This window comes from uncultured Phenylobacterium sp., assembly GCF_902826855.1.
Taxonomy (GTDB): Bacteria; Pseudomonadota; Alphaproteobacteria; order Caulobacterales; family Caulobacteraceae; genus Phenylobacterium.
The window spans coordinates 1-20,640 of sequence record NZ_CADEGK010000075.1; the positions used below are offsets into that span (position 1 = coordinate 1).

Annotated in this window: 22 protein-coding genes and 1 tRNA gene; 7 read left to right on the forward strand and 16 right to left on the reverse strand. The window is 70.0% G+C overall.

All coding sequences use genetic code 11. The features are described from left to right. Positions 1-164: 164 nt before the first annotated feature. On the reverse strand, positions 165-890 hold the full coding sequence (locus QZV94_RS11970; RefSeq protein ID WP_293678115.1) for a VOC family protein: 726 nt from the start codon (positions 888-890) through the stop codon (positions 165-167). Positions 891-987: 97 nt separating this feature from the next. On the opposite strand from QZV94_RS11970, the gene QZV94_RS11975 reads away from it, so the two are divergent. Next, entirely contained in the window at positions 988-1,755 is a 768-nt protein-coding gene (locus tag QZV94_RS11975) for a helix-turn-helix transcriptional regulator (protein ID WP_293678116.1), read from the forward strand. Here QZV94_RS11975 and QZV94_RS11980 read toward each other — a convergent pair. After that, positions 1,727-2,911: an aminotransferase gene (locus tag QZV94_RS11980; RefSeq protein ID WP_293678117.1), complete on the reverse strand. Its 1,185-nt coding sequence runs from the start codon at positions 2,909-2,911 to the stop codon at positions 1,727-1,729. The genes QZV94_RS11975 and QZV94_RS11980 overlap by 29 nt on opposite strands. 50 nt (positions 2,912-2,961) lie before the next feature. On the opposite strand from QZV94_RS11980, the gene QZV94_RS11985 reads away from it, so the two are divergent. Then, a complete protein-coding gene (locus QZV94_RS11985) occupies positions 2,962-3,414 on the forward strand; it encodes a GNAT family N-acetyltransferase (RefSeq protein WP_293678118.1) in 453 nt (150 codons plus the stop codon). Positions 3,415-3,432: 18 nt separating this feature from the next. On the opposite strand, the gene QZV94_RS11990 is transcribed toward QZV94_RS11985, so the two are convergent. Both QZV94_RS11990 and QZV94_RS11995 read right to left on the reverse strand, forming a co-directional pair. Continuing rightward, positions 3,433-5,118: an ABC transporter ATP-binding protein gene (locus QZV94_RS11990; RefSeq protein ID WP_293678119.1), complete on the reverse strand. Its 1,686-nt coding sequence runs from the start codon at positions 5,116-5,118 to the stop codon at positions 3,433-3,435. Positions 5,119-5,455: 337 nt separating this feature from the next. Continuing rightward, positions 5,456-6,142: a hemolysin III family protein gene (locus tag QZV94_RS11995; RefSeq protein ID WP_293678120.1), complete on the reverse strand. Its 687-nt coding sequence runs from the start codon at positions 6,140-6,142 to the stop codon at positions 5,456-5,458. Positions 6,143-6,372: 230 nt separating this feature from the next. Between QZV94_RS11995 and QZV94_RS12000 the strand changes: the two genes are divergently transcribed. Further along, positions 6,373-7,608, forward strand: a complete 1,236-nt coding sequence (locus QZV94_RS12000) for an MFS transporter (RefSeq protein ID WP_293678136.1) — start codon at positions 6,373-6,375, stop codon at positions 7,606-7,608. Positions 7,609-7,612: 4 nt separating this feature from the next. Here QZV94_RS12000 and QZV94_RS12005 read toward each other — a convergent pair whose 3' ends face one another. The 3 genes from QZV94_RS12005 to QZV94_RS12015 all read right to left on the reverse strand — a co-directional run bounded on the left by QZV94_RS12005 (position 7,613) and on the right by QZV94_RS12015 (position 11,258). Then, positions 7,613-8,236 (reverse strand): glutathione S-transferase family protein, encoded by a 624-nt coding sequence (locus QZV94_RS12005; RefSeq protein WP_293678121.1) that lies wholly within the window; start codon positions 8,234-8,236, stop codon positions 7,613-7,615. Positions 8,237-8,289: 53 nt separating this feature from the next. Next, positions 8,290-10,122 (reverse strand): translational GTPase TypA, encoded by a 1,833-nt coding sequence (gene typA, locus QZV94_RS12010; RefSeq protein WP_293678122.1) that lies wholly within the window; start codon positions 10,120-10,122, stop codon positions 8,290-8,292. 227 nt (positions 10,123-10,349) lie between these two features. Then, positions 10,350-11,258 carry an N-formylglutamate amidohydrolase gene (locus tag QZV94_RS12015; protein WP_293678123.1) on the reverse strand — a complete coding sequence of 303 codons (909 nt, stop codon included), beginning with the start codon at positions 11,256-11,258 and terminating at the stop codon, positions 10,350-10,352. 106 nt (positions 11,259-11,364) lie between these two features. Here QZV94_RS12015 and cpdR point away from each other — a divergent pair, with 106 nt between their 5' ends. Both cpdR and QZV94_RS12025 read left to right on the forward strand, forming a co-directional pair. Then, positions 11,365-11,721, forward strand: a complete 357-nt coding sequence (gene cpdR, locus QZV94_RS12020; RefSeq protein ID WP_293678124.1) for a cell cycle two-component system response regulator CpdR — start codon at positions 11,365-11,367, stop codon at positions 11,719-11,721. A gap of 53 nt (positions 11,722-11,774) precedes the next feature. Next, positions 11,775-11,849, forward strand: a tRNA-Val gene (locus QZV94_RS12025). 126 nt (positions 11,850-11,975) lie between these two features. Here the strand turns inward: QZV94_RS12025 and QZV94_RS12030 are convergent. From QZV94_RS12030 to QZV94_RS12045, 4 genes are all read right to left on the reverse strand, one after another. Beyond that, positions 11,976-12,152, reverse strand: a complete 177-nt coding sequence (locus QZV94_RS12030) for a hypothetical protein (RefSeq protein ID WP_293678125.1) — start codon at positions 12,150-12,152, stop codon at positions 11,976-11,978. 18 nt (positions 12,153-12,170) lie between these two features. Continuing rightward, positions 12,171-12,806 (reverse strand): PEPxxWA-CTERM sorting domain-containing protein, encoded by a 636-nt coding sequence (locus QZV94_RS12035; RefSeq protein ID WP_293678126.1) that lies wholly within the window; start codon positions 12,804-12,806, stop codon positions 12,171-12,173. 261 nt (positions 12,807-13,067) lie between these two features. Beyond that, the gene (locus QZV94_RS12040; protein ID WP_293678127.1) at positions 13,068-13,751 is read right to left on the reverse strand and encodes a DUF1345 domain-containing protein; all 684 of its coding nucleotides are present in this window, start codon (positions 13,749-13,751) and stop codon (positions 13,068-13,070) included. After that, positions 13,748-14,113, reverse strand: coding sequence for an ATP-binding protein (locus tag QZV94_RS12045; RefSeq protein WP_293678128.1), 366 nt, complete (start codon positions 14,111-14,113; stop codon positions 13,748-13,750). The genes QZV94_RS12040 and QZV94_RS12045 overlap by 4 nt, the downstream gene beginning before the upstream one ends. Before the next feature lie 225 nt (positions 14,114-14,338). On the opposite strand from QZV94_RS12045, the gene QZV94_RS12050 reads away from it, so the two are divergent. Both QZV94_RS12050 and QZV94_RS12055 read left to right on the forward strand, forming a co-directional pair. Next, entirely contained in the window at positions 14,339-14,776 is a 438-nt protein-coding gene (locus QZV94_RS12050) for a FecR domain-containing protein (RefSeq protein ID WP_293678129.1), read from the forward strand. After that, positions 14,773-15,378, forward strand: a complete 606-nt coding sequence (locus QZV94_RS12055; RefSeq protein ID WP_293678130.1) for an OmpA family protein — start codon at positions 14,773-14,775, stop codon at positions 15,376-15,378. Before QZV94_RS12050 ends, QZV94_RS12055 begins: the two co-directional genes overlap by 4 nt. Positions 15,379-15,387: 9 nt before the next feature. Here the strand turns inward: QZV94_RS12055 and QZV94_RS12060 are convergent, their stop codons facing one another. From QZV94_RS12060 to mnmC, 5 genes are all read right to left on the reverse strand, one after another. Continuing rightward, a complete protein-coding gene (locus QZV94_RS12060) occupies positions 15,388-17,487 on the reverse strand; it encodes a CHASE2 domain-containing protein (protein WP_293678131.1) in 2,100 nt (699 codons plus the stop codon). A gap of 13 nt (positions 17,488-17,500) precedes the next feature. Beyond that, on the reverse strand, positions 17,501-18,463 hold the full coding sequence (locus QZV94_RS12065; protein WP_293678132.1) for an MBL fold metallo-hydrolase: 963 nt from the start codon (positions 18,461-18,463) through the stop codon (positions 17,501-17,503). Positions 18,464-18,479: 16 nt separating this feature from the next. Then, positions 18,480-18,881: an STAS domain-containing protein gene (locus tag QZV94_RS12070; protein WP_293678133.1), complete on the reverse strand. Its 402-nt coding sequence runs from the start codon at positions 18,879-18,881 to the stop codon at positions 18,480-18,482. A gap of 57 nt (positions 18,882-18,938) precedes the next feature. Next, positions 18,939-19,337 (reverse strand): DUF6491 family protein, encoded by a 399-nt coding sequence (locus QZV94_RS12075; RefSeq protein ID WP_293678134.1) that lies wholly within the window; start codon positions 19,335-19,337, stop codon positions 18,939-18,941. Positions 19,338-19,397: 60 nt separating this feature from the next. Next, positions 19,398-20,640 (reverse strand): FAD-dependent 5-carboxymethylaminomethyl-2-thiouridine(34) oxidoreductase MnmC (gene mnmC / locus QZV94_RS12080; RefSeq protein ID WP_293678135.1); only part of this gene is annotated, 1,243 nt, incomplete at its 5' end.

Below are 20,640 nucleotides of genomic sequence, written 5' to 3' on the forward strand. Positions count from 1 at the left end.
GATCAGCTTGTCGGCCATGAACTGACGCGATTGGGCGTCCAGCCCATCCCACTGCAGCTCGCCCTTTTTCGCCCGCTCGCCGAAGTACACGCGGGTCTCCTCCTCCTGCGCAGCGCTGCGCGCCTGCAACGCGTCGATCCTCCCCTGCAGCGCCGCGTCGGTGATCACGCCGGCCATTGGACCGCCTCGTACTGCATGGCGCCGGCGATATTGCCCTCGGAGTCCTGGAAATAGATGAGCTCACCGACGCCACCGATCTGGAATGGCGGCGTGATCGCGGTCCCGCCGTTCTGCGCGATCGCGGCCTGGGTCGCCGTCAGGTCGTCGACCCCGACGGTGATCTCGATGCCGGGCATGACGTGGCCCCCAATCGAACGCCGCCCCTGGAGGGAGCCGCTGTGGCCCTGGCCTACGCCCACGGCCTGGAAGAAGTCGGGCGGGCCCCACGGCTCGAAGGTCCAGCCAAACAGCCGCTCGTAGAAGCCGCGTGCCCGGGGAATGTCGTCGGCGTTGATGGAGAAGTGTCGGAACACCCCTGCGCCGTCGCGCGGCGGGCTGGTCCAGGCGCGCTCGTACTGGCAGGCCTTGGCGGTGTTCCCCTCTGTGTCGGCGAAAGCGATCATCCGGCCGACGCCAACGAGGTCGTATTCCGGCAGCAGGATCGTCCCGCCCCCGGCTTCGACAGCGGCGGTGGCCGCGCGGATGTCCCCCACCGCGAATGTGAGGTCCAGGCCGTCCAACGCGCGACCGCCCTGAGTGTGGCGCAGATTCAGCGCCCCGCCGATGCCTGCGCCGGTCATCAGCAGGAAGTCCGGCGGTCCGCCGGGCTCGAACGTCCAGCCGAACACGCGTTTGTAGAAGCCCCGTGCGCGGGCGAGGTCGTCTGCCATGATCGAGAGATGGCGGGCATGAGCCGGCATGGGGTCCTCCGTCGGCCCAAAGCTAGGCGGTTCAGGGCGCGGCGCGCTTGCGCTAGTCTGACGAATTATGTCGCCCACACGTCAGAACGCCCGCGATCCCGATGGCTTCCCTATCCGTGGCCTCGCCGTGACCTACCGGGACGGCCACGTCCTGGATCGCCACACCCACCCCTGGGCGCAGCTGGTCTACGCCGCGTCCGGCACCATGCGGGTCGCCACACCAACCGCAGCCTGGCTGGTGCCGTCGACGCGGGCCATCTGGGTGCCGGGTGGGACGCCGCACGAGATTCTGATGCGCGGGACGGTGGCCATGCGCACGCTCTACCTGGCGCCCGCTGACCCTGATGCGCGGCTGACCGCCTGCCGGGCGATCGAGGTGGCGCCGCTGCTACGCGAACTGATCCTGCACATCGTGCGCATCGGCATGCTGGACGTGAACGACGCGGGCCATGCGCGCATGGAGGGGCTGCTGATCGACCTTCTGGCGGCGGGCGAGACGGCGCCGCTGGAGTTGCCGCTGCCGGCCGATCCGCGGGCGCGCGCTTTCGCCGAGCGCATCCTGGCCGAGCCGGGCGCGGAGGCGTCGCTCACCGATCTGGCGCGCGGCGCCGGGGCATCCCTGCGCACCCTGCAACGCCTGTTCCTGGCCGAAGCCGGGCTGTCGCTGGAAGCCTGGCGTGGCCGGGCGCGGATGCAGCAGGCCGTGGTCTCGCTCAGCGCCGGTGCGCCGGTGACGCTGGCGGCCCTGGACGCCGGCTACCAGAGCCCCTCGGCCTTCATCGCCGCCTTCAAGCGCGCCTTCGGCGTCACGCCGGCGCGGTGGCGGGCCGGCTAAGGGAGAGCTCCCGCGCCTTCGCCAGCCGCTGGACGCCCTCGTCCAGGGTGGCGTCGGCCTTGGAGAAGCAGAGGCGGACGATGATGGTGACGGGGTCATCGTCGTAGAAGGCCGAGACCGGGATCGCCGCGACACCGGCCTCCTTCACCGCGCGCAGGCAGAAGTCTCGGTCGCCCTCAGTGATCCCTGAACCGGCGAGGTCCACGTTGAGGAAGTAGGTCCCCTCGCTGGGCAGGACCGCAAAGCCCTCGCGCCGCAGTCCCTCGGCCATCCGGTCGCGGGACGCCTCCAGGCCGGCGGGCATGTCGCGGAACCAGTCGCCGGGATTCTCCAGACCCCAGGCGACGGCGGCCTGGAGGTTGGTGGCGGTGGTGAACGTCAGGAACTGGTGGGCCCGCACCAGGCTGTGGGTCAGGCCAGGCGCCGCGCAGAGGAAGCCCACCTTCCACCCGGTGAGGCCGAACATCTTGCCCGCGGAGCCGATCTTCACCGTCCGCTCGCGCATCCCGGGATAGGCGATCAGCGGCCGGTGGCGGGCATTGCCGAACACCACATGCTCCCAGACCTCGTCGCAGACGGCGATGACGTCGTGAGCCACGCAGAACTCGGCCAGTAGCGCCAGATCCTCGTGCGGCAGGACGACGCCGGCCGGGTTGATCGGGTTGTTCAGGACCACGACCTTCGTGCGATCGCTGAACGCGGCGGACAGCATCTCGCGGGTGAAGCGCCAGTGCGGCGGCGTCAGGCTGATCAGCTTGGGCACGCCCCCGGCGCGGCGGATCACCGGCAGGTAGCTGTCGTAGTAGGGCTGGAAGACGATCACCTCGTCACCGGCGTTGAGCAGGCCGAAGAAGCTGGCCGCCAGCGCCTCGGTGGCGCCGGAGGTGATGGTGATCTCGCTGGCCCAGTCGAAGTCGAGGCCCTGGGCGCGCGCGTAGTGGGCCGCCACCGCCTGGCGCAGCTCCGGCAAGCCCGGCATCGGCGGGTACTGGTTGTAGCCGTTCAGCACGAGGTCGGCGGCCTTGGCGCGCAGCGCCTCGGGGCCGGGGTCGTCCGGGAAGCCCTGGCCGAGGTTCAGGGCGCCCAGGCTCTGGGCCAGACCCGACATCTCCGCGAAGACCGTCATGGGCAGGGATGAGAAAATCGAGTTGGCCATCGGCGCGACTTTGGCGGCAGACTTGGCCGCTGACCATACCGGAGGCGCATATGGAGATCGTCGAGTTCGAACCGGGCCACGCCGCCGCCTTCAAGGCCCTCAACGAAGCCTGGATCGGCAAGTCCTTCACGATCGAGCCCAAGGACCGCGAGGTGCTGGGCGATCCGCAGGGCCAGATCATCGCCAAGGGCGGCCGCATCTTCATGGCGATGAAGGAGGGCGTCCCCGTCGGCTGTGCGGCGCTGCTGAAGATGGCCGACGGCGGCTACGAGGTCGCCAAGATGACGGTCAGCGAGGGCCTCCGCGGCTCGGGCCTGGGGCGGCGTCTCATGCAGCGCTGCATCGACGCCGGCGCGGAGATGGGCGCGACCCGGCTCTACCTGGAGACCAACTCCGGCCTCGCCCCTGCGCTCGGCCTCTACCGCGCCATGGGCTTCCGCGACCTCGCCCCCGCCGAGACCGCCTACGCCCGCGCCGACGTGTTCATGGAGCGGCCGTACTGAGCGACTGCTCCATGACCTTCAGAGGCTCGCCTGCACGCTATAGAGGCTGGCGTACGCCCCGCCGGCGGCGATCAGGTCCTGGTGGCGGCCCTGTTCGGCGATGCCCTCCCCGGTGAGCACCAGGATCCGGTCGGCGTGGCGCACCGTGGTCAGACGGTGGGCGATGACCAGCGTGGTCCGCGCCCTGGCCAGTTCCGCCAGTGCCTGCTGCACCGCGCGCTCGCTCTCGTTGTCGAGCGCGCTGGTGGCTTCGTCGAAGATCAGGATCGGCGGGTCCTTCAGGAAAGCGCGGGCGATGGTCAGGCGCTGCTTCTGGCCGCCCGACAAGCGTACGCCGCGCTGGCCGATGTCAGTGTCGTAGCCGGCGGGCAGCGCCATGATGAAGTCATGGGCGTTGGCGCGTCGCGCGGCGGCCTCGATCTCGGCCTGGGTCGCCCCAGGCCGCCCGTAGCGCAGGTTCTCGGCCACGGATCCGGCGAACAGGTAGACGTCCTGTTGCACGACCCCGACGTTGCGGCGGAGCGAGGCCAGCGTCACGTCGCGGATGTCGGCGCCGTCGACCAGGATCCGCCCGGCGCTTGCCTCGTAGAAGCGAGGTATCAGCGAGCAGAGGGTGGACTTGCCAACGCCCGAGGCGCCGACCAGCGCCACGAACTCACCGGCGGCAATCTCCAGCGACACGCCTCGCAGTACGTGGACGCCGTCCTCGCGGTAGCCGAAGCTGACGTCCTCGAACGCGATGGCGCCGCGAACCCGGCCCAAGGGCCGCGCGCCGGGTCGGTCCTGAACGTCCGGCTCGGTCTCCAGGAGCTCCCTGAAGCGGTTGAAGCCGGTGTAGCCCTGCTGCCAGAGGCGCACGAAGTTGGCCGCCCGCTGGATCGGGTCGACGAGGATGGCCACGCACAGCAGGAAGGTCAGCAGGTCCGCCGCATCCAGCTCCGCCTGGGAGACCCGCACCGCGCCGGCGACGATGACGCCCACAGTGATCAGTTGGGCGATGGTCGTCATGCCGACGGAGAAGTAGGCCTCGCTGCGGTAGCCGGTGCGGCGGATGTCGAGGAAGCGGGTGTTCTCCGCGTCGAAGCGGTACGTCTCGATGGCCTCGTTCGCGAACGACTTCACCACCCTGATGCCGGCCAGTGAATCCTCGACCTGCTCGTTGATCGCGCCGATCTGGACCTTGCCGGCGCTGAGCGCCTGGTTCATCCGGCCGTTGAAGTGCAGGGCGTAGACCACTGCTGCCGGGAACACCGCCAGGATGATCAGAGTGAGCGGCAGGTCGATCCAGGCCAGCAGCGCCACCGCGCCGGCAAACTTCAGCACCGAGATGGCGACGTCCTCGGGGCCGTGGTGGCAGAGCTCGCCGATGGCGAAGAGGTCGCCGGTGATCCGGCTCATCAGCTGGCCCACCTTCTGGCGGTCGTAGAAACTGAACGACAGCTTCTGGAGATGCTCGAAGAGGTCCTTGCGCATGGCGCCCTCCATCTTCGCCCCCATGACGTGGCCCTGGTAGTCGACGAAGAGCGTGCAGGCGGCCTGCACCGCCAGCAGGGCCAGCATCGCCGCGCCGGCTAGCAGGATCTGGTCGACGGCGGCCGGCGACCCGCTCAGCCGCCGCGTGATCAGGTTGGCGCAGATCGGCAACGCCAGCGCCGTCGCGGCCACCAGGATGGCGCAGGCGAGGTCGGCCGCGAGCAGCGGCATGTGGGGCCGGTAGTAGGCGAGGAAGCCGCGCAGCCGGGCGCGGGTCCCGGCGGACTCGCCGGCGTCAGGTGACGCCGCGTTGGGCCGCGCAGCGGCGGCGAATGGGCCGAGTGGGGAGCTAGCCGGTTGCGGCGTCCCCGAGTTTGGCGAAGGCATAGGCTCTCATGTCCTGTTGATGGGCTCCTTTCATTTCGGACATGGGGGTCTGCATCCGGCGCTCCTCGGACAGCGGTCGTCGAACGGAGGTCGCGACACGTCGTGAGGATGCCTCGCGCCCGGGCAGAGCGCAACTGGCGGCCGGCCCTGCCCGGCGGCGGCAAAGAGCGAGCGGAACGGACTAGTGCTGGGTGGCCAGGACCACGCCGGTGAGGATGGCCGCCCAGTGGGTCGCGGCGGCGGCCACCACGTGGCCGTGCCAGATGGCGCGGGCGAACTTTAGGCGCTTGTTCACGTAGAAGATCACGCCCGTCGAATAGAGCACCCCGCCGGCCACCAGCAGCAGCAGGGCGTACCAGGCGAGCGCATCCATCATCGGCTTCAGCGCCACCACCACCAGCCAGCCCAGCGCCAGGTACAGCGCCACCGAGAACTTGCGCGGCACATGCGGCAGGAACAGCTTCGACAGGGCGCCGAGCCCGGCCACGCCCCACACCGCCGCGGTCATGCCCCAGGCCCAGCCTCCAGTCAGGCTCTGGGTGGTGAAGGGCGTGTAGGAGCCGGCGATCATCAGGAAGATGCCCGCGTGGTCCAGCCGCCGCAGCAGCGGCCGATGCTGGGGCTTGGCGAAGTTGTAGGCGGTCGAGAACGCCAGCATCGCCAGAACGCCCGCCGCATAGATGGAGCAGCCCACCACCTGGGTGATCGAGCCGGCGGCGACCGCCAGGGTGAGGAGCACCACGCCGCCCACCAGCGCCAGGGTCAGGCCCACCACATGCACCACCAGGTCCGCGCACTTGGCGGCAGGGGTAGGATAGTGGCGCGGCGGATAGGGCTTAGGTGGATAGGGCTGGGCGGGAAGGTCCATGGCGGTTTCTTACGCGGTGGGCGTGGCGTCCGTGTGGCTGGGGTCCGACCAAGATAGCACGTATGGCCACATCTCAGCAGGCGGTGGCCCATCGCCATTGAAAGTCACCAGGAAAGCGGGTCGTATCCGCCTCCGATTTCTGGGGGGGATAACCGGTGACCGCCGAGGTGGCTCCGATCAACGCCGCGGCGGCGGCGCCGGCGGCGCCGGCCAACCGCCTGCGCTCGATCATGGCCGGGTCGGCAGGCAATCTCGTCGAGAGCTTCGACTGGTTCGTGTACGCCGCTTTCGGGCTCTATTTCTCGAAGGTCTTCTTTCCCGAGGGCGACCGGACCACCCAGCTGCTCAACACCGCCGCGGTGTTCGGGGTGGGGTTCTTCGCCCGCCCGGTGGGCGCCTGGATCATGGGCCTCTACGGCGACCGGGTCGGGCGCAAGGCCGCGATGGTCGCGGCGGTGAGCCTGATGTGCGTCGGCTCACTCATGATCGCGGTCTGCCCCGGCCAGGCCCAGATCGGCGTCGCTGCACCCGTCGTGCTGGTCATCGCCCGCATCCTGCAGGGCGTCAGCATGGGCGGCGAGTACGGCGCCAGCGCCACCTACCTCTCGGAGATGGCCAACCGGAAGACGCGGGGCTTCTGGTCCGGGATCTTCTACTCGACCCTCATCGCCGGCCAGCTGATGGCCATGGGCGTCCTGCTGGTCCTCACCGCCGCGCTCAGCCCCGAGGCGATGCAGGCCTGGGGCTGGCGGGTGCCGTTCTTCATCGGCGGCGGGCTGGCGGTGGCGGTGTTCTGGCTGCGGCGCGGCATGGACGAAACGCCCTCGTTCCACGCCCGCACGGGCCCCCGGGCCACGACGCTGGGCCTGATCCGAAGCCATCCGCGCGAGGCGCTGACGGTGATCGGCCTGACCGCCGGCGGGACGCTCGCCTACTACACCTACACGACCTACATCCAGAAGTTCCTGGTCAACACGGCGGGGTTCGCCAAGGACCAGGCCAACCTGATCACCGCCGGCGGTCTCCTGGTGTTCATGCTGGTCAATCCGCTGATCGGGGCAATTTCCGACCGGGTCGGCCGCCGCGCGATCCTGATCGGGTTCGGCGTGCTGGGCGCGGCCATGACCTGGCCTCTGCTCTCGACCTTAGCGAAGGCCGACAACGTCTGGGTCGCGTTCGGCCTGACCACGCTCGCCCTGATCATCGTGGCCCACTACTCCTCGGTGAACGCGGTGGTGAAGGCCGAGCTGTTTCCCACCGAGGTCCGGGCCCTCGGCGTCGCCCTGCCCTACTCGCTGGCCAACGCCGCGTTCGGCGGCACGGCCGAGTATGTGGCCCTGGCCTTCAAGCAGGCCGGCAACGAGAGCGGGTTCTTCACCTACGTGACCGTGGTGATCGGCAGTTCGCTCGTCGTCTACCTGACGATGCGCGACACCCGGCGGCATAGCCGCATCGCGGAGGACTGATCGCCTAGCCTGCCGCGACGCGCGCCAGGACGGTGCGAACGGCTGGGCGCTCGCTCATCCGGGCGTGGTGGTCGGCCAGGCGCGGGAAGTCGGCCATGTCGAGGGTGTCGCGGGGCAACCAGCTGGTGGCGACGTAGAGGTAGGGATCGGCCACGCTGTAGGCCTCGCCCATCGCCCAAGGGCCCTTGAAGAGCTGCGTATCGATCAGGCCCATGGCCTGGCCGAACACCTCGGGCGCCTTGCGGCGCATCTCGGCGATGGCAGCCGGGTCGTCGGCCCAGCGGTAGCCGCGGTGCCGGTGCGCCGCCGCCGGATGGACCCAGCCGGCGAGGTAGCTCATCAACGAGTCGAGCTCGGCCATGGCGAAGGCGTCGCCCAGCGGCGCCAGACCCGCCGCCGGGAAGGCGCGGGCGATGTAGCCCAGGATCGCCGGCGTCTCGGTGATCACGCCGCGCTCGGTCGCCAGCGCCGGCACCCGGGACTTGGGATTGACCGCCAGGTAGGGGTCCGCCCGCTGCTCGTTCTCGGCGAAGTTGAGGCGACGCGCTTCATAGGGCGCGCCAGCTTCCTCCAGCGCGATCTCGCAGGCCAGGCCGATGGTGCCGAAGGCGGTGTAGAGCGTGAGCATGCCGACCCTATCGGGCCATCGGCGCGCGGCGGCAAGGCCCTGGCGGGCGCGCGCTATTCCTCGCGGGCGCGCTTCTTGCGGAAGCTGGGGTTCAGGACCTTCTTGCGCAGGCGGATGGACTTGGGGGTCACCTCCACCAGCTCGTCCTCCTCGATGTAGGCGATGGCCTGCTCGAGAGTCGGGCGGCGCGGCGGGGTCAGGCGCACGGCCTCGTCCTTGCCGGAGGCGCGCACGTTGGTGAGTTGCTTGGCCTTCATCGGATTGACGTCCAGGTCGTCCGAGCGGCTGTTCTCGCCGATGATCATGCCCTGGTAGGTCTTCTCCCCGGCCCCCACGAACATGAAGCCCCGGTCCTCCAGGTTCCACAGCGCGAAGGCGGCGGTTTCGCCATCGCCGTTGGAGACCAGCACCCCCTTGCGGCCGGCGTCGATGGGGCCCTTGTAAGGCTCGTAGTGGCTGAACACGCGGTTCAGCACGCCCGAGCCGCGGGTGTCGGTCAGGAACTCGCCCTGGTAGCCGATCAGCGAACGCGAGGGGCTCATCAGCATCAGCCGCGTCTTGCCGGCGCCCGACGGGCCCATGTCCTTCAGCTCGGCCTTCCGGGCCGAAAGCTTCTCGATGACGATGCCGCTGAACTCATCGTCCACGTCGATCATCACTTCTTCGACCGGCTCCATGCGCTCGCCGGTGGCCTCGTCGTACTGGAAGACCACGCGCGGGCGGCTGATCGAAACCTCGAAGCCCTCGCGGCGCATGCTCTCGATCAGCACGCCCAGCTGCAGCTCGCCGCGGCCGGCCACTTCGAAGGCGTCGCGGTCGGGGGTCTCGGTCACCCGGATGGCGACGTTGCTCTCGGCTTCCTTCTGCAGGCGCGCGGCGATCACACGGCTCTGCACCTTGTCGCCCTCGCGGCCGGCGAGCGGGCTGTCGTTGACCGAGACGGTCATGGAGATGGTCGGCGGGTCGATCGGCTGGGCCGGCAGGGCGGCAGTGACCTCCATGGCGCAGAGGGTGTCGGCCACGGTGGCCTTGGACAGACCCGCGATGGCGACGATGTCGCCGGCCTCGGCGTCGTCGATCGGCTGGCGCTTCAGGCCGCGGAAGGCCAGCACCTTGGTGATCCGGCCGCGCTCGATCTCCTTGCCGTCGATGTCGAGGGCGTGGATGGCCATGCCCGGGATGGCCTTGCCGCTTTCGATGCGCCCGGTCAGCAGGCGGCCGAGGAAGGGGTCGCTCTCAATCAGCACCGAGAGCATCTGGAAGGGCTCGTCCTTGCGGTCGATCGCCTTCGGCTCCGGCACGTGTTCGACGATCAGGTCGAACAACGGCGCCAGGTCATCATTGGGCTTGGCCATGTCCAGCGTCGCCCAGCCGTTCTTGCCGCTCGCGTAGATGTGCGGGAAGTCGAGCTGCTCGTCGGTGGCGCCGATAGCCGCGAAGAGGTCGAACGCATCGTTCAGCACCCGGTCGGGGTCGGCGTGCGGCCGGTCGACCTTGTTGAGGCAGAGGATGGGTTTCAGGCCCATCTTCAGCGCCTTGCCCAGGACGAACTTGGTCTGCGGCATGACGCCTTCCTCGGCGTCGACCAGCAGGACGCAGCCGTCCACCATGCCGAGGATCCGCTCCACCTCGCCGCCGAAGTCGGCGTGGCCGGGGGTGTCGATGATGTTGATCCGGGTGTCGCCGGCTTTCCCGTGCCACAGCACCGAGGTGCACTTGGCCAGGATGGTGATCCCGCGCTCGCGCTCCTGGTCGTTGGAATCCATGGCGCGCTCGGCGTGCGCTTCGTTGGCTCGGAAGACGCCGGACTGCGCGAGGAGCTGATCCACGAGCGTGGTCTTGCCGTGGTCGACGTGGGCGATGATGGCGATGTTGCGCAGGGACATGGTGACGGCAGTCTCTTTCGGAAGCGCGCGCTTGTAGGGGAAGCCGGGCTCCACCGCCAGTGCGTTGTGCAGCGCACCTAACGGCGCGAGGAGGTCTAGTACCCCGACAAGCTGATTTAATTGTGAAACGCGCTTCCGCGTCCGAAGGTCGCAAACGCGCTGCGAACTGGCGCGCAATTGTGCATTGCACATCCTCTCCTCCCTCCGAGGGGAGGGACAACGCACCCCTATCTGGTCTTCAGCGCAGACCAGTCGGCCGCCACCAGGACCTGGGTCAGCTGCTCGATGTGGCCGCGCAGCCGTTCGAACCCGGAGGTGGGCGTCATCGTCGCCTCGTCGAGGTAGAGGGCGCGGTTGATCTCCACCTGCAGGGCGTGGACGCGCCGTTGCGGGCGGCCGTAGTGCTCGGTGGTATAGCCGCCGGCGTAGGGGCTGTTGCGGGCGACGCGGTAGCCCAGGGCCTCCAACTCACGCTCCACCCGGGTCGGCAACACCCCGGCGCAGGCCGCGCCGAACCGGTCGCCGAGCACGATGTCACAGGGCCGGTCGCGCCCGCCGGCCTTGGCCGCCGCCGACGGCATCGAGTGCCAGTCCACCAGGATGGCGAAGCCGTGCTGGGCCCGAGCCTCGGCGATCAGACCCGCCAGCGCCTCGTGATAGGGGCGGTGGGCGCCTTCGATGCGGCCGCGGGCCTCGGCGAACGTGAGCTTGCGGCTGTAGATCTCCTGGCCCTCGGAGACCACCCGGGCGATGGCGCCCAGGCCGGCGGCCACCCGCGCAGTGCGCGAGCGGGCGAATTCGGGAAGCTCGTCGGCGAACATGCCGGGGTCCAGCTCGAACGGCTCGCGGTTCAGGTCGATGTAGGCTCGCGCCACGCTGGCGGTGATCAGCGCGGCGCCATGGTCCGGCGCCTGGGCGATCAGGTCATCGACGAAGGCGTCCTCGGAGCGGCGGATCGAGACCGCGTCCAGGGCCGCGGCCGACATCATGTCCTCGGGATAGACCCGGCCCGAGTGCGGCGAGGCGAACACCAGGGGCGTCGGCGGCGGCCCCCCGGCGCCCGGGCGGCGCACCTCGAAGGCCGCCGCGGGCGCCTTGGAATCCGGACGGGGGTTCACCACGTTCATCGTCACCATAAGACGCTGCGGCGGCCCCCAGCGTCAAACGACCCTTCATGCCGTCTTTACTCTTCGGTAGCTAAGATGATCGATCACACGCAGCAGTTCCGGTCCGCCCCGTCGCATGTCACGCATCCTCCTCGCTGAAGACGACGATTCCCTGCGCGGCTTCCTGGCGCGGGCGCTCGAGCGCGCCGGCCACGAGGTGACGGCCTGCGCCGACGGCGAGGAAGCGGTGACCTTCCTCGACGAGCCGTGGGACCTCCTGCTCACCGACATCGTCATGCCCGGCCTCGACGGCATCGAGGTGGCCCGCCGGGCCGCCGCCCGGCACCCGGGCCTGCGGATCATGTTCATTACCGGCTTCGCCGCCGTAGCGCTCGCGGCCCACGACACGGCCCCGGCCGGCGCCAAGGTACTCTCGAAGCCCATCCACCTGCGGGAAATCGTCACCGAGGTGGAACGGATGATCGCCGCCTGATCACGGCTTGCCGAGGCATGTCCGCCTCTGTATATCCCCGCTTCCCGAAGGTTGGATGCGTAGCTCAGCGGGAGAGCACCTCGTTGACATCGAGGGGGTCGCTGGTTCGATCCCAGCCGCGTCCACCATCGCTTTCCTTCGCAAGTTCAGATACTTGCCCTTGAGGCAGCTCGACCCCTCGTTGCTACTGAGCCGCAACGCAGCAGCGGAGCAGTTGAGGTGCCATCGCGGCGCCGCCGTGCTGGCGTTGACGATCAGCGGATAGCGCGATGGGGGTTGCGCCGAACGTTCTCGACGTACCGCTCCTCTTCGCGCTGCTGCTCACGACGCTCTCGTTCCGCTCGAGCGCTCGTCACGAAGGCCATCACGACGAGTAAGATGGGAAATGCGAACAAAACCAACACGCCAGCCATGCCCAGAATTTTGTACATGTGATCAACGCGCCTCGATCAACGGTTGCGGGCGCGCATGTGTGCGCTACGCCGCTCAGCCAGAGCGAACCTTGTAGAACGCCGAACGGCGACCCCGACAAGGCCGAAGCCGGCGATCAGCAAAGCCCAGGTTGACGGCTCGGGCACAGGAGCCGGCGCCAGGGTCACCCTCGTGATCCGCTGCAGCGTCGCGCCATAGGTCCCATCATAGTAGCCCTGACCTGGCGGCGCTTCAGCGCGGTCGAGGGGGCCGTAGCTATAGGTGTCGGTGACGCGCGTGTGGGACAGCGCGGGGTCGAACGCAAAGGGATCGAAGAGGTTGAGGTCCAGGCGCCAATCCGCGCCCACAAGGTGCGCCTCGATGCCATAGGCGTTGTGCGCGAAGCTGAACGCGGTTGCGGTTGTCAGGTCGCGGGTGACCGTCACCACCCCTCCAGCGCCTGCGGCCAGGTCCCAGGCGCCCACAAACTGGCCGCTGAGGATGGGCGAGATCGCCGTCGACGTGAAGTTCTCGGCGGTGCAGCCGCTGCAGCTGAAGTACGGGCTGATCGTGCCGGCGTCGCTATCGAAGGCCAGGTCGGCGAAGAACGGTTGGCCGCTTGGGAGGAGTGTCCCGTTGATCGCCCGGAACTCGCCCTCGACATGGAGCGACATGATCGTGGCGCCGGCCGTTCCAGCCCAAAGCCCAGCCGCGGCTGCGAGCGCCGCAATCCGTAACAAGCGCATCTCGACGCCTCCCTAGGCGGGTAAACTAGCGCCCCCGACGCGAGGGAACGGCGGGACCGCGGGCAAGGTTGCTTCCCCCATCGCGGATACGAGCATGGTCGGACGCGGGTGGCGGCGCGGCTAGTCCGAGTGACGTCGTTTCAACCGCGCTCGAGGGGTCGCCGGTTCGATCCATCGTTTTCCCAGCCTTCAGAACAGTCCTGCGACCAAGTTGATGGTCAGCGCCAGGATCAGGGTGTTGAACAGGAAGGCCAGCAGGCTGTGGGTCGTGCCCAGCCCGCGCAGGCGGCGGTCGGTGAAGGCCACGTCGGCGGTCTGGGCGGCGACGCCGATGACCACCGAGAAGTGCAGGAAGTCCCAGTAGTTGGGATCCGCTTCGCCCGGGAAGGCGAGGCCGCCCAGGTCGGCGCCCGTCTGCGGGTCGGCTGCGTAGTACTCGTGGGCGTAGTGAAGGGCGTAGACAACCTGCATCAAGAGCCAAGACGCCGCGACCGTGGCGACGGCGACCGCCACGTGCCAGCCCTTGGCCACACCGTGCTCGGGTCGCGCCAGGGTCAGCTCCACGGCGACCCCCACGACGCTGGCGGCGCAGGCGGCGACGATCAACCCCAGGATCACCGCCTTGCCCTGGTCCTCCACGGCGGCGCGGGCGCGGATGTCGTCGGGAGCCTTGCCGGCGACGGCGCGCAGAACCAGGGCAAGGTAAACGAGGCAGAACGCATCCCAGCCCCCGATGAAGCAGGATGTCGGCGCCAGGTTCGGGGCGAACCAGAAGCAGGCCAGCCCCACGGCCAGGCCAATGCCGGCCGCGCTGGCCAACTTCGGCCGCGCCGAGAACAGGCCAAGACCCATCGGCCAGCGCGTCCGGCTCATGGCGGCGCAACCACCGGCATCTCCAGCACAAGGCGGTTGCGGCCGGCGCGGCGGCGGTAGTCGGCGACGCGGCTCCACGCCTGGATGAGCGCCAGGCCAGCGCCGCCGCCGCGCTCCATATTGGGGCCTTCGAACGCGAACGCGCGCGGGTCGAAAGCCCGGCCGGCGTCGCTGACCGTCAGCCGCACCACGCCCTCCAGGCGCTCGAAGCGCAGCGCTATGCGGCTGCCTGGGGCGGCTTCGCCGTGCTCGACGACGTTGATCAGCCACTCCTCGACCACGATCGCCAGCTTGTCCGTGGCCTCGTCGCCGATGCCGGCGTCGCCGGCGAACAGCAGAGCGGTGGCCAACCCGCGGCGCACGCCGTGACGGTCGCAGGGCAGGCGCGCGACGCTTGCTCGGGGTCGCGGGGATGGAGAGGGCTGGCCGATCGGAAAATCGCCTGTGACGCGAACGAGGTCATAGGATCGCCCATGACCCTTAACGTGTCGACGTACGCGTCGCGCGACCGCGCGGCTTCGCCGGACGAGTCGATATCGGCGTTTGACTGAGCTATCGTGGCGTCAGTGACCTTGGGGGCTCAGCAAATGCGTTCGACAATTGGCCTAGGCCTGCTGATGGGCGCCCTGCTGGCGACGCCCTCGTGGGCGGCCGGCGAGATCGGTGTGGTGAAGTCGGTGACCGGGCCGGCCAGCGTCATCCGCGCCAAGACGCCCCTGCCCGCGAAGGCCGGCATGCAGCTCCACGAGAGCGACGTCATCCAGACCGGCCGGAACGCCAGCCTGGGGATCACCTTCATCGACAATTCCCGCTTCGCGGTCGGGCCGAACACCAATCTGGCGCTGAGCCAGTTCGAGTTCGACGACACCACCCACCGCGGCCGCTTCCTGACCACGGTGAACAAGGGCCGCGTGGCCATCGTCTCCGGCACGATCGCCAAGGAGAACAAGGACGCCATGAAGGTGCGCACCCCGGTCTCGCTGCTGGCGGCGCGCGGCACCCGGTTCGTGGTGGAAGTGCCTTGAGGCGCCTGGTCGCGCTGGCCGTTGCGGCGGTCTTCCTGGCAGGCTGCCAGACGTCGCGGGTGACCCTGCTGGCCCACGAGCCCGGCGACGACCCGGGCGGGTCCGCGGTCGGCGCGGTGGTGTTGCTGGACCCGGAGACCGAAGCGGAGAAGGTGGAACTCGCCACTCCGGACGTGGAGCTGAAGTCCACCCGCGACCGCGAGGGGCCGCAGAGGCCGGCCAAGCGCAGGGGCTTCGCGGCGCTGCTGCAGGGGATGCCCAAGCCTCCGGAGCGCTTCCGGCTCTATTTCGAGACCGGCAAGGTGGTGGTCGCCGACCGGTCCCGCGAGGACCTGGCCCGGCTGCTCGCGCTCTGGTCCCGGGTGGGTCCGGTCTCCGAGATGCAGATCACCGGCCACACGGACACCGTGGGCGGCCGGGAGGAGAACGACCGGCTGTCGCGCGAGCGGGCCGAGGCGGTGCTGGAGGCCATGCGCAACCAGGGGTTCGTGTTCGAGGGCAACAGCCGCGCGACCGGTCGTGGCGAGCGCGACCTGCTGGTGAAGACCGCCGACGAGGTGGACGAACCTGAAAACCGCCGGGTCGAGATCACGGTCCGTTAGACCGGGCGGCTACGGCGCCGGCCGGCGCAGGGCGAGGACGGTGAGATCGTCGCTGGGCTCGGCTCCGGCCTCGAAGGCGCGCACCTCAGCGACCAGCGTGTCCACCAGCTCGCTGATCGGCCTGCCCACGGCCGCGGCGATGCCCACCGCGGCGCGCCGGGCGCCGAACAACGCCTGTCCGCGGTCCTGCGCCTCGGTGACCCCGTCGGTGAAGGCCACCAGCGTCTCGCCGGGCTCCAGCCGGAAGGTCTCCAGAGGATAGGGAAAGTCGTCCATGGCGCAGAGCGGCGGCCCGCCGTCGAGCTGCAGGCTCCTCACCTCGCCCGCCGGGTTCATCACGAAGGGGTCCTCGTGACCGGCCGAGCACATCTCCAGCCGCCCGTCGGCATGCAGGATGCCGACCAGCAACGACATCTGCATACTCTGGCCGTTGCCGGCGTTCAGCTCGTTGTTGATCGCGCCGACGGCCTGCGCCAGGTCCAGGTGCGGCTGGGTCAGGAGGCTGCGCGACAGGGCCTTGCCCAGCGCCATGAACAGCGAGGCCGGCAGGCCCTTGCCGGTGACGTCGCCGACCAGGAAGCACAGCCGGCCCGCGGGAAGCGCAAATACGTCGTAGAGGTCACCGCCCACCGACCGCGCCGGGAGCAGGACCGCATCCACATCGGCGATCGGGGAGATGGCCGCCAGCCGCGCCCGCGGGATCAGCATCCCCTCCTGGATCTGGCTGGCCGCCTCGCGCTCGTGCCGCTCGGCCTCGAGGCTGGAGCGCAGGCGGTTGCGGATCCGGCCGCCCTCCACGAACAGCAGCGAGATCATCGTCATGGCCGCGACGAAGGCCGGCGCTACGACCGGTGCGGGATCGACCAGCAGACCGCCCTGGAAGGCCAGCCAGCTGCCCCCCAGCGCGGCGGCGTTGATCGCCGCCGCAAGGGCGGCGATGGCGCGCAAGCGCAGCCGGGGCAGAAAGGCGCAGGCGGCCAGCACGATCGCCAGACCGGCGATCCACTCCGCGCCCACCGCCCACGGCGGCCGGACCAGGGCGCGCGAGTTCAGGATCGCGTCGATCGCCTGGGCCTGCACAAAGACGCCGTAGATGGCGGTGTTGCGCGGCGTGGCGACGACGTCGGTGGTCCCGGCGCTGGTCAGGCCGATCAGCACGATCTTGCCGGTGAACTGGTTCGCCGGGACGCGGCCCTCGGCGATGTCCACCGGCGAGGTGATCTGGTCCTCCATCACATCCCGGAACCGCAGCCGCATCTGGCCGCCGGGCATGGTGCGCACCCGATGCTTGCCGATGGCGATCGCGTGGATGCGGCTGGCGTCGCCCTCCAGGCGGATCGGCGGCTCGCCCTCGGCGATGCGCACCAGCTCCAGCGCCAGGCTGGGCGTGAGGTAGCCGCCGGCGCGGCCCAGGAGCGGGATGTTGCGCACGACGCCGTCGCGGCCCTTCTCGCCGTTCACCAGGCCATGGCCGGCGGCGCGGTTCTCCAGGGTCGGCACGTTGGCGATCACAGTCGGATAGACCGGCGTCGTGGGCGGGGCCACGCCCTCGAACCGGGCCAACGGCGGCAGCGGGGTGTTCTGGCCCTCGCCGTAGGTCCCGAGCCGGGCCAGCACCGAGGGGGTCTTGCCCAAGGTGCGGCCGAGGGCGCTATCGGCCCCGTCCTCTTCGCTGCGGAAGGGCTCGAGCGCGCTGGGCGGCAGCTGCGGGTAGTACTCGGCCAGGAACTCGGCGTTCAGCCGGTCGCGCTCGGGGAACATCAGGTCGAAGCCGATCGCGGCAGGATTCTGCTCGGCGATCTTGGCGACGAGGGCGGCCACGTCAAAGCGCGACCATGGCCAGGCGCCGAAGGTCGCCAGGGTCTGCTCGTCGATCTCCACGATCTGCACCTGCGGCGAGACCCGGCCGGTCGAGACCCGCTGGAACAGGTCGAACAGCCACTGGCTGGCCGGCAGCGGCGGCGTCCGCTCGCCCGGCGCCGCCGGCGCGCCCAGCGTGCGCAGCGAGCCGATCGGGGGGGCCAGGACCACCGCCGACAGGAACAGCGATGTCAGGATCGCCGCGATCAGTCCCCCAATCCGCACCCGTCGCCGGGCCGCGGGGTCCAATTCGCTCAGGGCGTCAGACCGTGACCTCAAGTCCGTCATAGGAGCAGATCACCTCCAGGGGGCGGCTCTCTCCGCGCACCAGCTCCTCATAGCGGATGGTTTCGTTGTGCATGCGCTGGATGTCTTCGTCCGAGTAGGTCGGCTCGTGGTGGAACAGGACCAGCCGCCTGGCGTCGGCGCCATGGCAGAGGTCCACCGCCACCACGTTGGACGAATGGCCCCAGTCCTGCTTGAGGCTGGCGGTGTCGCCCAGGGAATACATGGTGTCGCAGATCACCAGGTCGGCGCCCCTGAAGAAGGCCTCGAACGCGGCCTCCGAGGCCATGTTGTCGACCTTGTGCTCGCTGTCGGTGGAGTAGATCACCGCCTTGCCGCCGCTCTCGAAACGGAAGCCGTAGGAGTCGTGGCTGTGGTGCTGGGTCGTCAGGCTGACCGTCAGGCCTGCAGCCTCGAAGGACTCCCCTGGCGCGTGGACGACGAACTCGAACCTCGCCTTCAGCCACTCCCACGGCACCGGGAAGGAGATCTCCTCCTGCTGTCGGCGCAGCGCCTCTTCGGCATCGGGGTGGCCCGAGTGTACGATGATCGTCGCGTTGGGGTTGAAGGCCGGCCCGAAGAACGGGAAGCCCATGATGTGGTCCCAGTGCAGGTGCGACAGGAAGAAGTGGTAGACGGCCGAGTGGCCCTCGGCGATGCGGCGGAAGGAATCGAGGCCGAACTCGCGCAGGCCCGAGCCCATGTCGCAGATCACGAACGAACCGTCGCCGGCCTCGATCTCCACGCAGGACGTGGCCCCGCCGTAGGCGCCGAAGGTGGCGAAGTCCAGCTTCGAGCGGGCGAAGTCGGCGGCCGCGGCCTCGTCGGAGAACGTGCGGCCGCCCGCGGCGACCAGGGCCTTGGCGATCTTGGCCTGGATGCTCTCGGACCGCAGGGCCACGGGCAGGGAGCCGCGCGTGCCCCAGAAGCGTACCAGCATGGCTATTCCTCTCCGCTCAGACGGCCTCGGCGACGCTGTCGACCACCTTGAACATCTTGTCGTAGCGGCTGATGTGCAGAATCTCGCGCATCCGCTCATTGGGAGCGGCCAGGATGACGACTGTGTCGGGATCGCCTTCGCGCTTGGCCAGCGTCAGCGCGCGGAGGCCGCGGGAGACCATGTAGTCCAAGGACGACAGGTCAACAACAAGAGACGCGCCGGCCGCCTTGGCCGCCCGCACCGCGTCGATCAGGCTCTCGGAGAACAGTTCCCACGACGCCTCGTCGACCCGGCCCGTCGGCTTACCGACCAGCTTGTCGCCGAGCGTCTCGACCGTCCACTCCATGACCTCCCCCGATCGCGGGCTCCCCCGCTGCGAGCCGCGTGCAAACTGAGCGCGCCGGGCGCCGAGGCGCAACAGGATTCGCGCCTGACGCTAACGACTGAGCGCCATAGGCCTCTCCGCGCGGGTCACCTACGGCCGGGCGCGCTTGGGCAGGGCCTTGATCTCCTCGGCCGTCAGCTTGCGGATGTGCCTCACCGCACAGCGACGCGGACCGATGGCGCTGGGCGAGATGATCTCGGCGTCGATACCGGCGCAGATGTAGCTCGAGCCGCGCGAGACGAGTGCGATGCTGTGGTTCCAGTCCAGGTCCTCGCAGGGTCCGAACATCTCGAACTGGTAGATGTCCTTGACGCCGACCCGGACGTTCACTGTGCGCGGGTCGTCCGAGGCGAAGCCGTTGACCGAGCTGGCCCAGAAGCACTGGCGGGTCCCGGACTCAGCGGCCTCGACCGGCGACTTGGCCGCCACGGGCGCGGCGGCGGCCAGCAAGGCGGCCGCGGCCAGGTGGGGTGCGATCTTCCATGTCATCGAAAGGTCCTCCGACCTCGGACAGTCCCTCAAGGCCGACAATACAGGCTGTCGTCCGCCCTACGAACGGATGCGTCGCGCCGCCCGTTGCGCGAAGCGCGCGGGGCTCACCAGTTCGGCGGCCGCGCGACTGATCGGCGAGGGCGCGTGCATCGCCAGGGCCGCCACGTGCTCAGCCAGCAGCGGGGCCAGCGAGAAGCCCCGCGAGCCGAAGCCGCTGAGAATGAACAGCCCCTCGACGCCCGCCGCCCCGGCCAAGGGCAGGCGGTCGGGGGGGACCGCGCGGATCGACGCCCTGCCGCCCAGGGATGCGTCCGCCAGCCGCGCCGCAAGCACGGGCAGGGCTGCGGCCACCAGGTCCAGGTTGCGCCGGTGGTCGGCCGGACGCAGGTCAAGGTCTTCGTCGTCCCGGTCATGAGTGGCGCCGAAGAGCACGCCGGTGCGCGTGGGCAGCACGTAGCCGCCCCAGGCCGCGGCGGGGGCCGCGCCGCCGTCGCTGGTCCAGCTCGCCTGGCCGCGCACCGGCTGCAGGGGCAGGTGCGGGAGCAGGTCGCGAGAGCCCAGCGCGGCGGCGACGATCACCGCGTCCGCGCGCGCCATCTCGCGGCCCGCGTCGTCGAGGAGCGTCCAGCCGGCCCCGTGGCGGGCGAGGGCGGCCACGCGCGCCGCCCGCGTCTCGCCCAGCCAGGCGGCGAGGATGGGCGCCGGGTCGACGACCAGGGCGGTGCGCTGGTCCAGTGCGCGGCCTGCCGGCTCGCCCAGGCGGGCGCTGGCCTGCACGGCGTCCAGCACAGCGAGGGCGTCCGGCTCGAAGACGTCGGAAGCGGCGATCTTGTCGAACCGCGCCGCATCGCGTTCGCCATCGGCCAGTTGCAGCACGCCACGGTCCACCACCGCCCCGGCGATCTGGGCGTACAGGTCCGTCCCTCGGCCGAACGCCTGGGCGAACAGACGCGCGGCCTCGCCGAGGCCAGCGTCGAGGCGCGGAGTGACCAGAGCGGCCGGGTTGCCGGACCCGCCGGCGCCGGGCCGGAGGGCCTCGTACACGACCGGCTCGCCGCCCAGGGCGCGCACCGCGCGGGCCGCCGCCGCGCCGGCGATCCCCGCCCCGATGATGGCGACCCCACGGCGGGCCGACTGGCCTGCGACACCCGGCAGGCGGGCCTCCAGCCGCTCGCGCTTCTTGCCGTGGCCGGGCCGTTTCTCCACCGCAAATCCGGCCGCTGTGAGAGCCCGGCGAACCTGCCCCGCGACGGTGAAGGTGGCGGCCCGCGCGCCAGGGGCCGAGCGCGCAGCCACCAGG

Excerpts from the sequence above, each read along its gene's own strand:
- QZV94_RS11970 (WP_293678115.1), bottom strand. The coding sequence starts at position 890 with ATGGCAGACGACCTCGCCCGCGCACGGGGCTTCTACAAACGCGTGTTC.
- QZV94_RS11975 (WP_293678116.1), top strand. The coding sequence starts at position 988 with ATGTCGCCCACACGTCAGAACGCCCGCGATCCCGATGGCTTCCCTATC.
- QZV94_RS11980 (WP_293678117.1), bottom strand. The coding sequence starts at position 2,911 with ATGGCCAACTCGATTTTCTCATCCCTGCCCATGACGGTCTTCGCGGAG.
- QZV94_RS11985 (WP_293678118.1), top strand. The coding sequence starts at position 2,962 with ATGGAGATCGTCGAGTTCGAACCGGGCCACGCCGCCGCCTTCAAGGCC.
- QZV94_RS11990 (WP_293678119.1), bottom strand. The coding sequence starts at position 5,118 with ATGCCGCTGCTCGCGGCCGACCTCGCCTGCGCCATCCTGGTGGCCGCG.
- QZV94_RS11995 (WP_293678120.1), bottom strand. The coding sequence starts at position 6,142 with ATGGACCTTCCCGCCCAGCCCTATCCACCTAAGCCCTATCCGCCGCGC.
- QZV94_RS12000 (WP_293678136.1), top strand. The coding sequence starts at position 6,373 with ATGGCCGGGTCGGCAGGCAATCTCGTCGAGAGCTTCGACTGGTTCGTG.
- QZV94_RS12005 (WP_293678121.1), bottom strand. The coding sequence starts at position 8,236 with ATGCTCACGCTCTACACCGCCTTCGGCACCATCGGCCTGGCCTGCGAG.
- typA (WP_293678122.1), bottom strand. The coding sequence starts at position 10,122 with ATGTCCCTGCGCAACATCGCCATCATCGCCCACGTCGACCACGGCAAG.
- QZV94_RS12015 (WP_293678123.1), bottom strand. The coding sequence starts at position 11,258 with ATGGTGACGATGAACGTGGTGAACCCCCGTCCGGATTCCAAGGCGCCC.
- cpdR (WP_293678124.1), top strand. The coding sequence starts at position 11,365 with ATGTCACGCATCCTCCTCGCTGAAGACGACGATTCCCTGCGCGGCTTC.
- QZV94_RS12030 (WP_293678125.1), bottom strand. The coding sequence starts at position 12,152 with ATGTACAAAATTCTGGGCATGGCTGGCGTGTTGGTTTTGTTCGCATTT.
- QZV94_RS12035 (WP_293678126.1), bottom strand. The coding sequence starts at position 12,806 with ATGTCGCTCCATGTCGAGGGCGAGTTCCGGGCGATCAACGGGACACTC.
- QZV94_RS12040 (WP_293678127.1), bottom strand. The coding sequence starts at position 13,751 with ATGAGCCGGACGCGCTGGCCGATGGGTCTTGGCCTGTTCTCGGCGCGG.
- QZV94_RS12050 (WP_293678129.1), top strand. The coding sequence starts at position 14,339 with ATGCGTTCGACAATTGGCCTAGGCCTGCTGATGGGCGCCCTGCTGGCG.
- QZV94_RS12065 (WP_293678132.1), bottom strand. The coding sequence starts at position 18,463 with ATGCTGGTACGCTTCTGGGGCACGCGCGGCTCCCTGCCCGTGGCCCTG.
- QZV94_RS12075 (WP_293678134.1), bottom strand. The coding sequence starts at position 19,337 with ATGACATGGAAGATCGCACCCCACCTGGCCGCGGCCGCCTTGCTGGCC.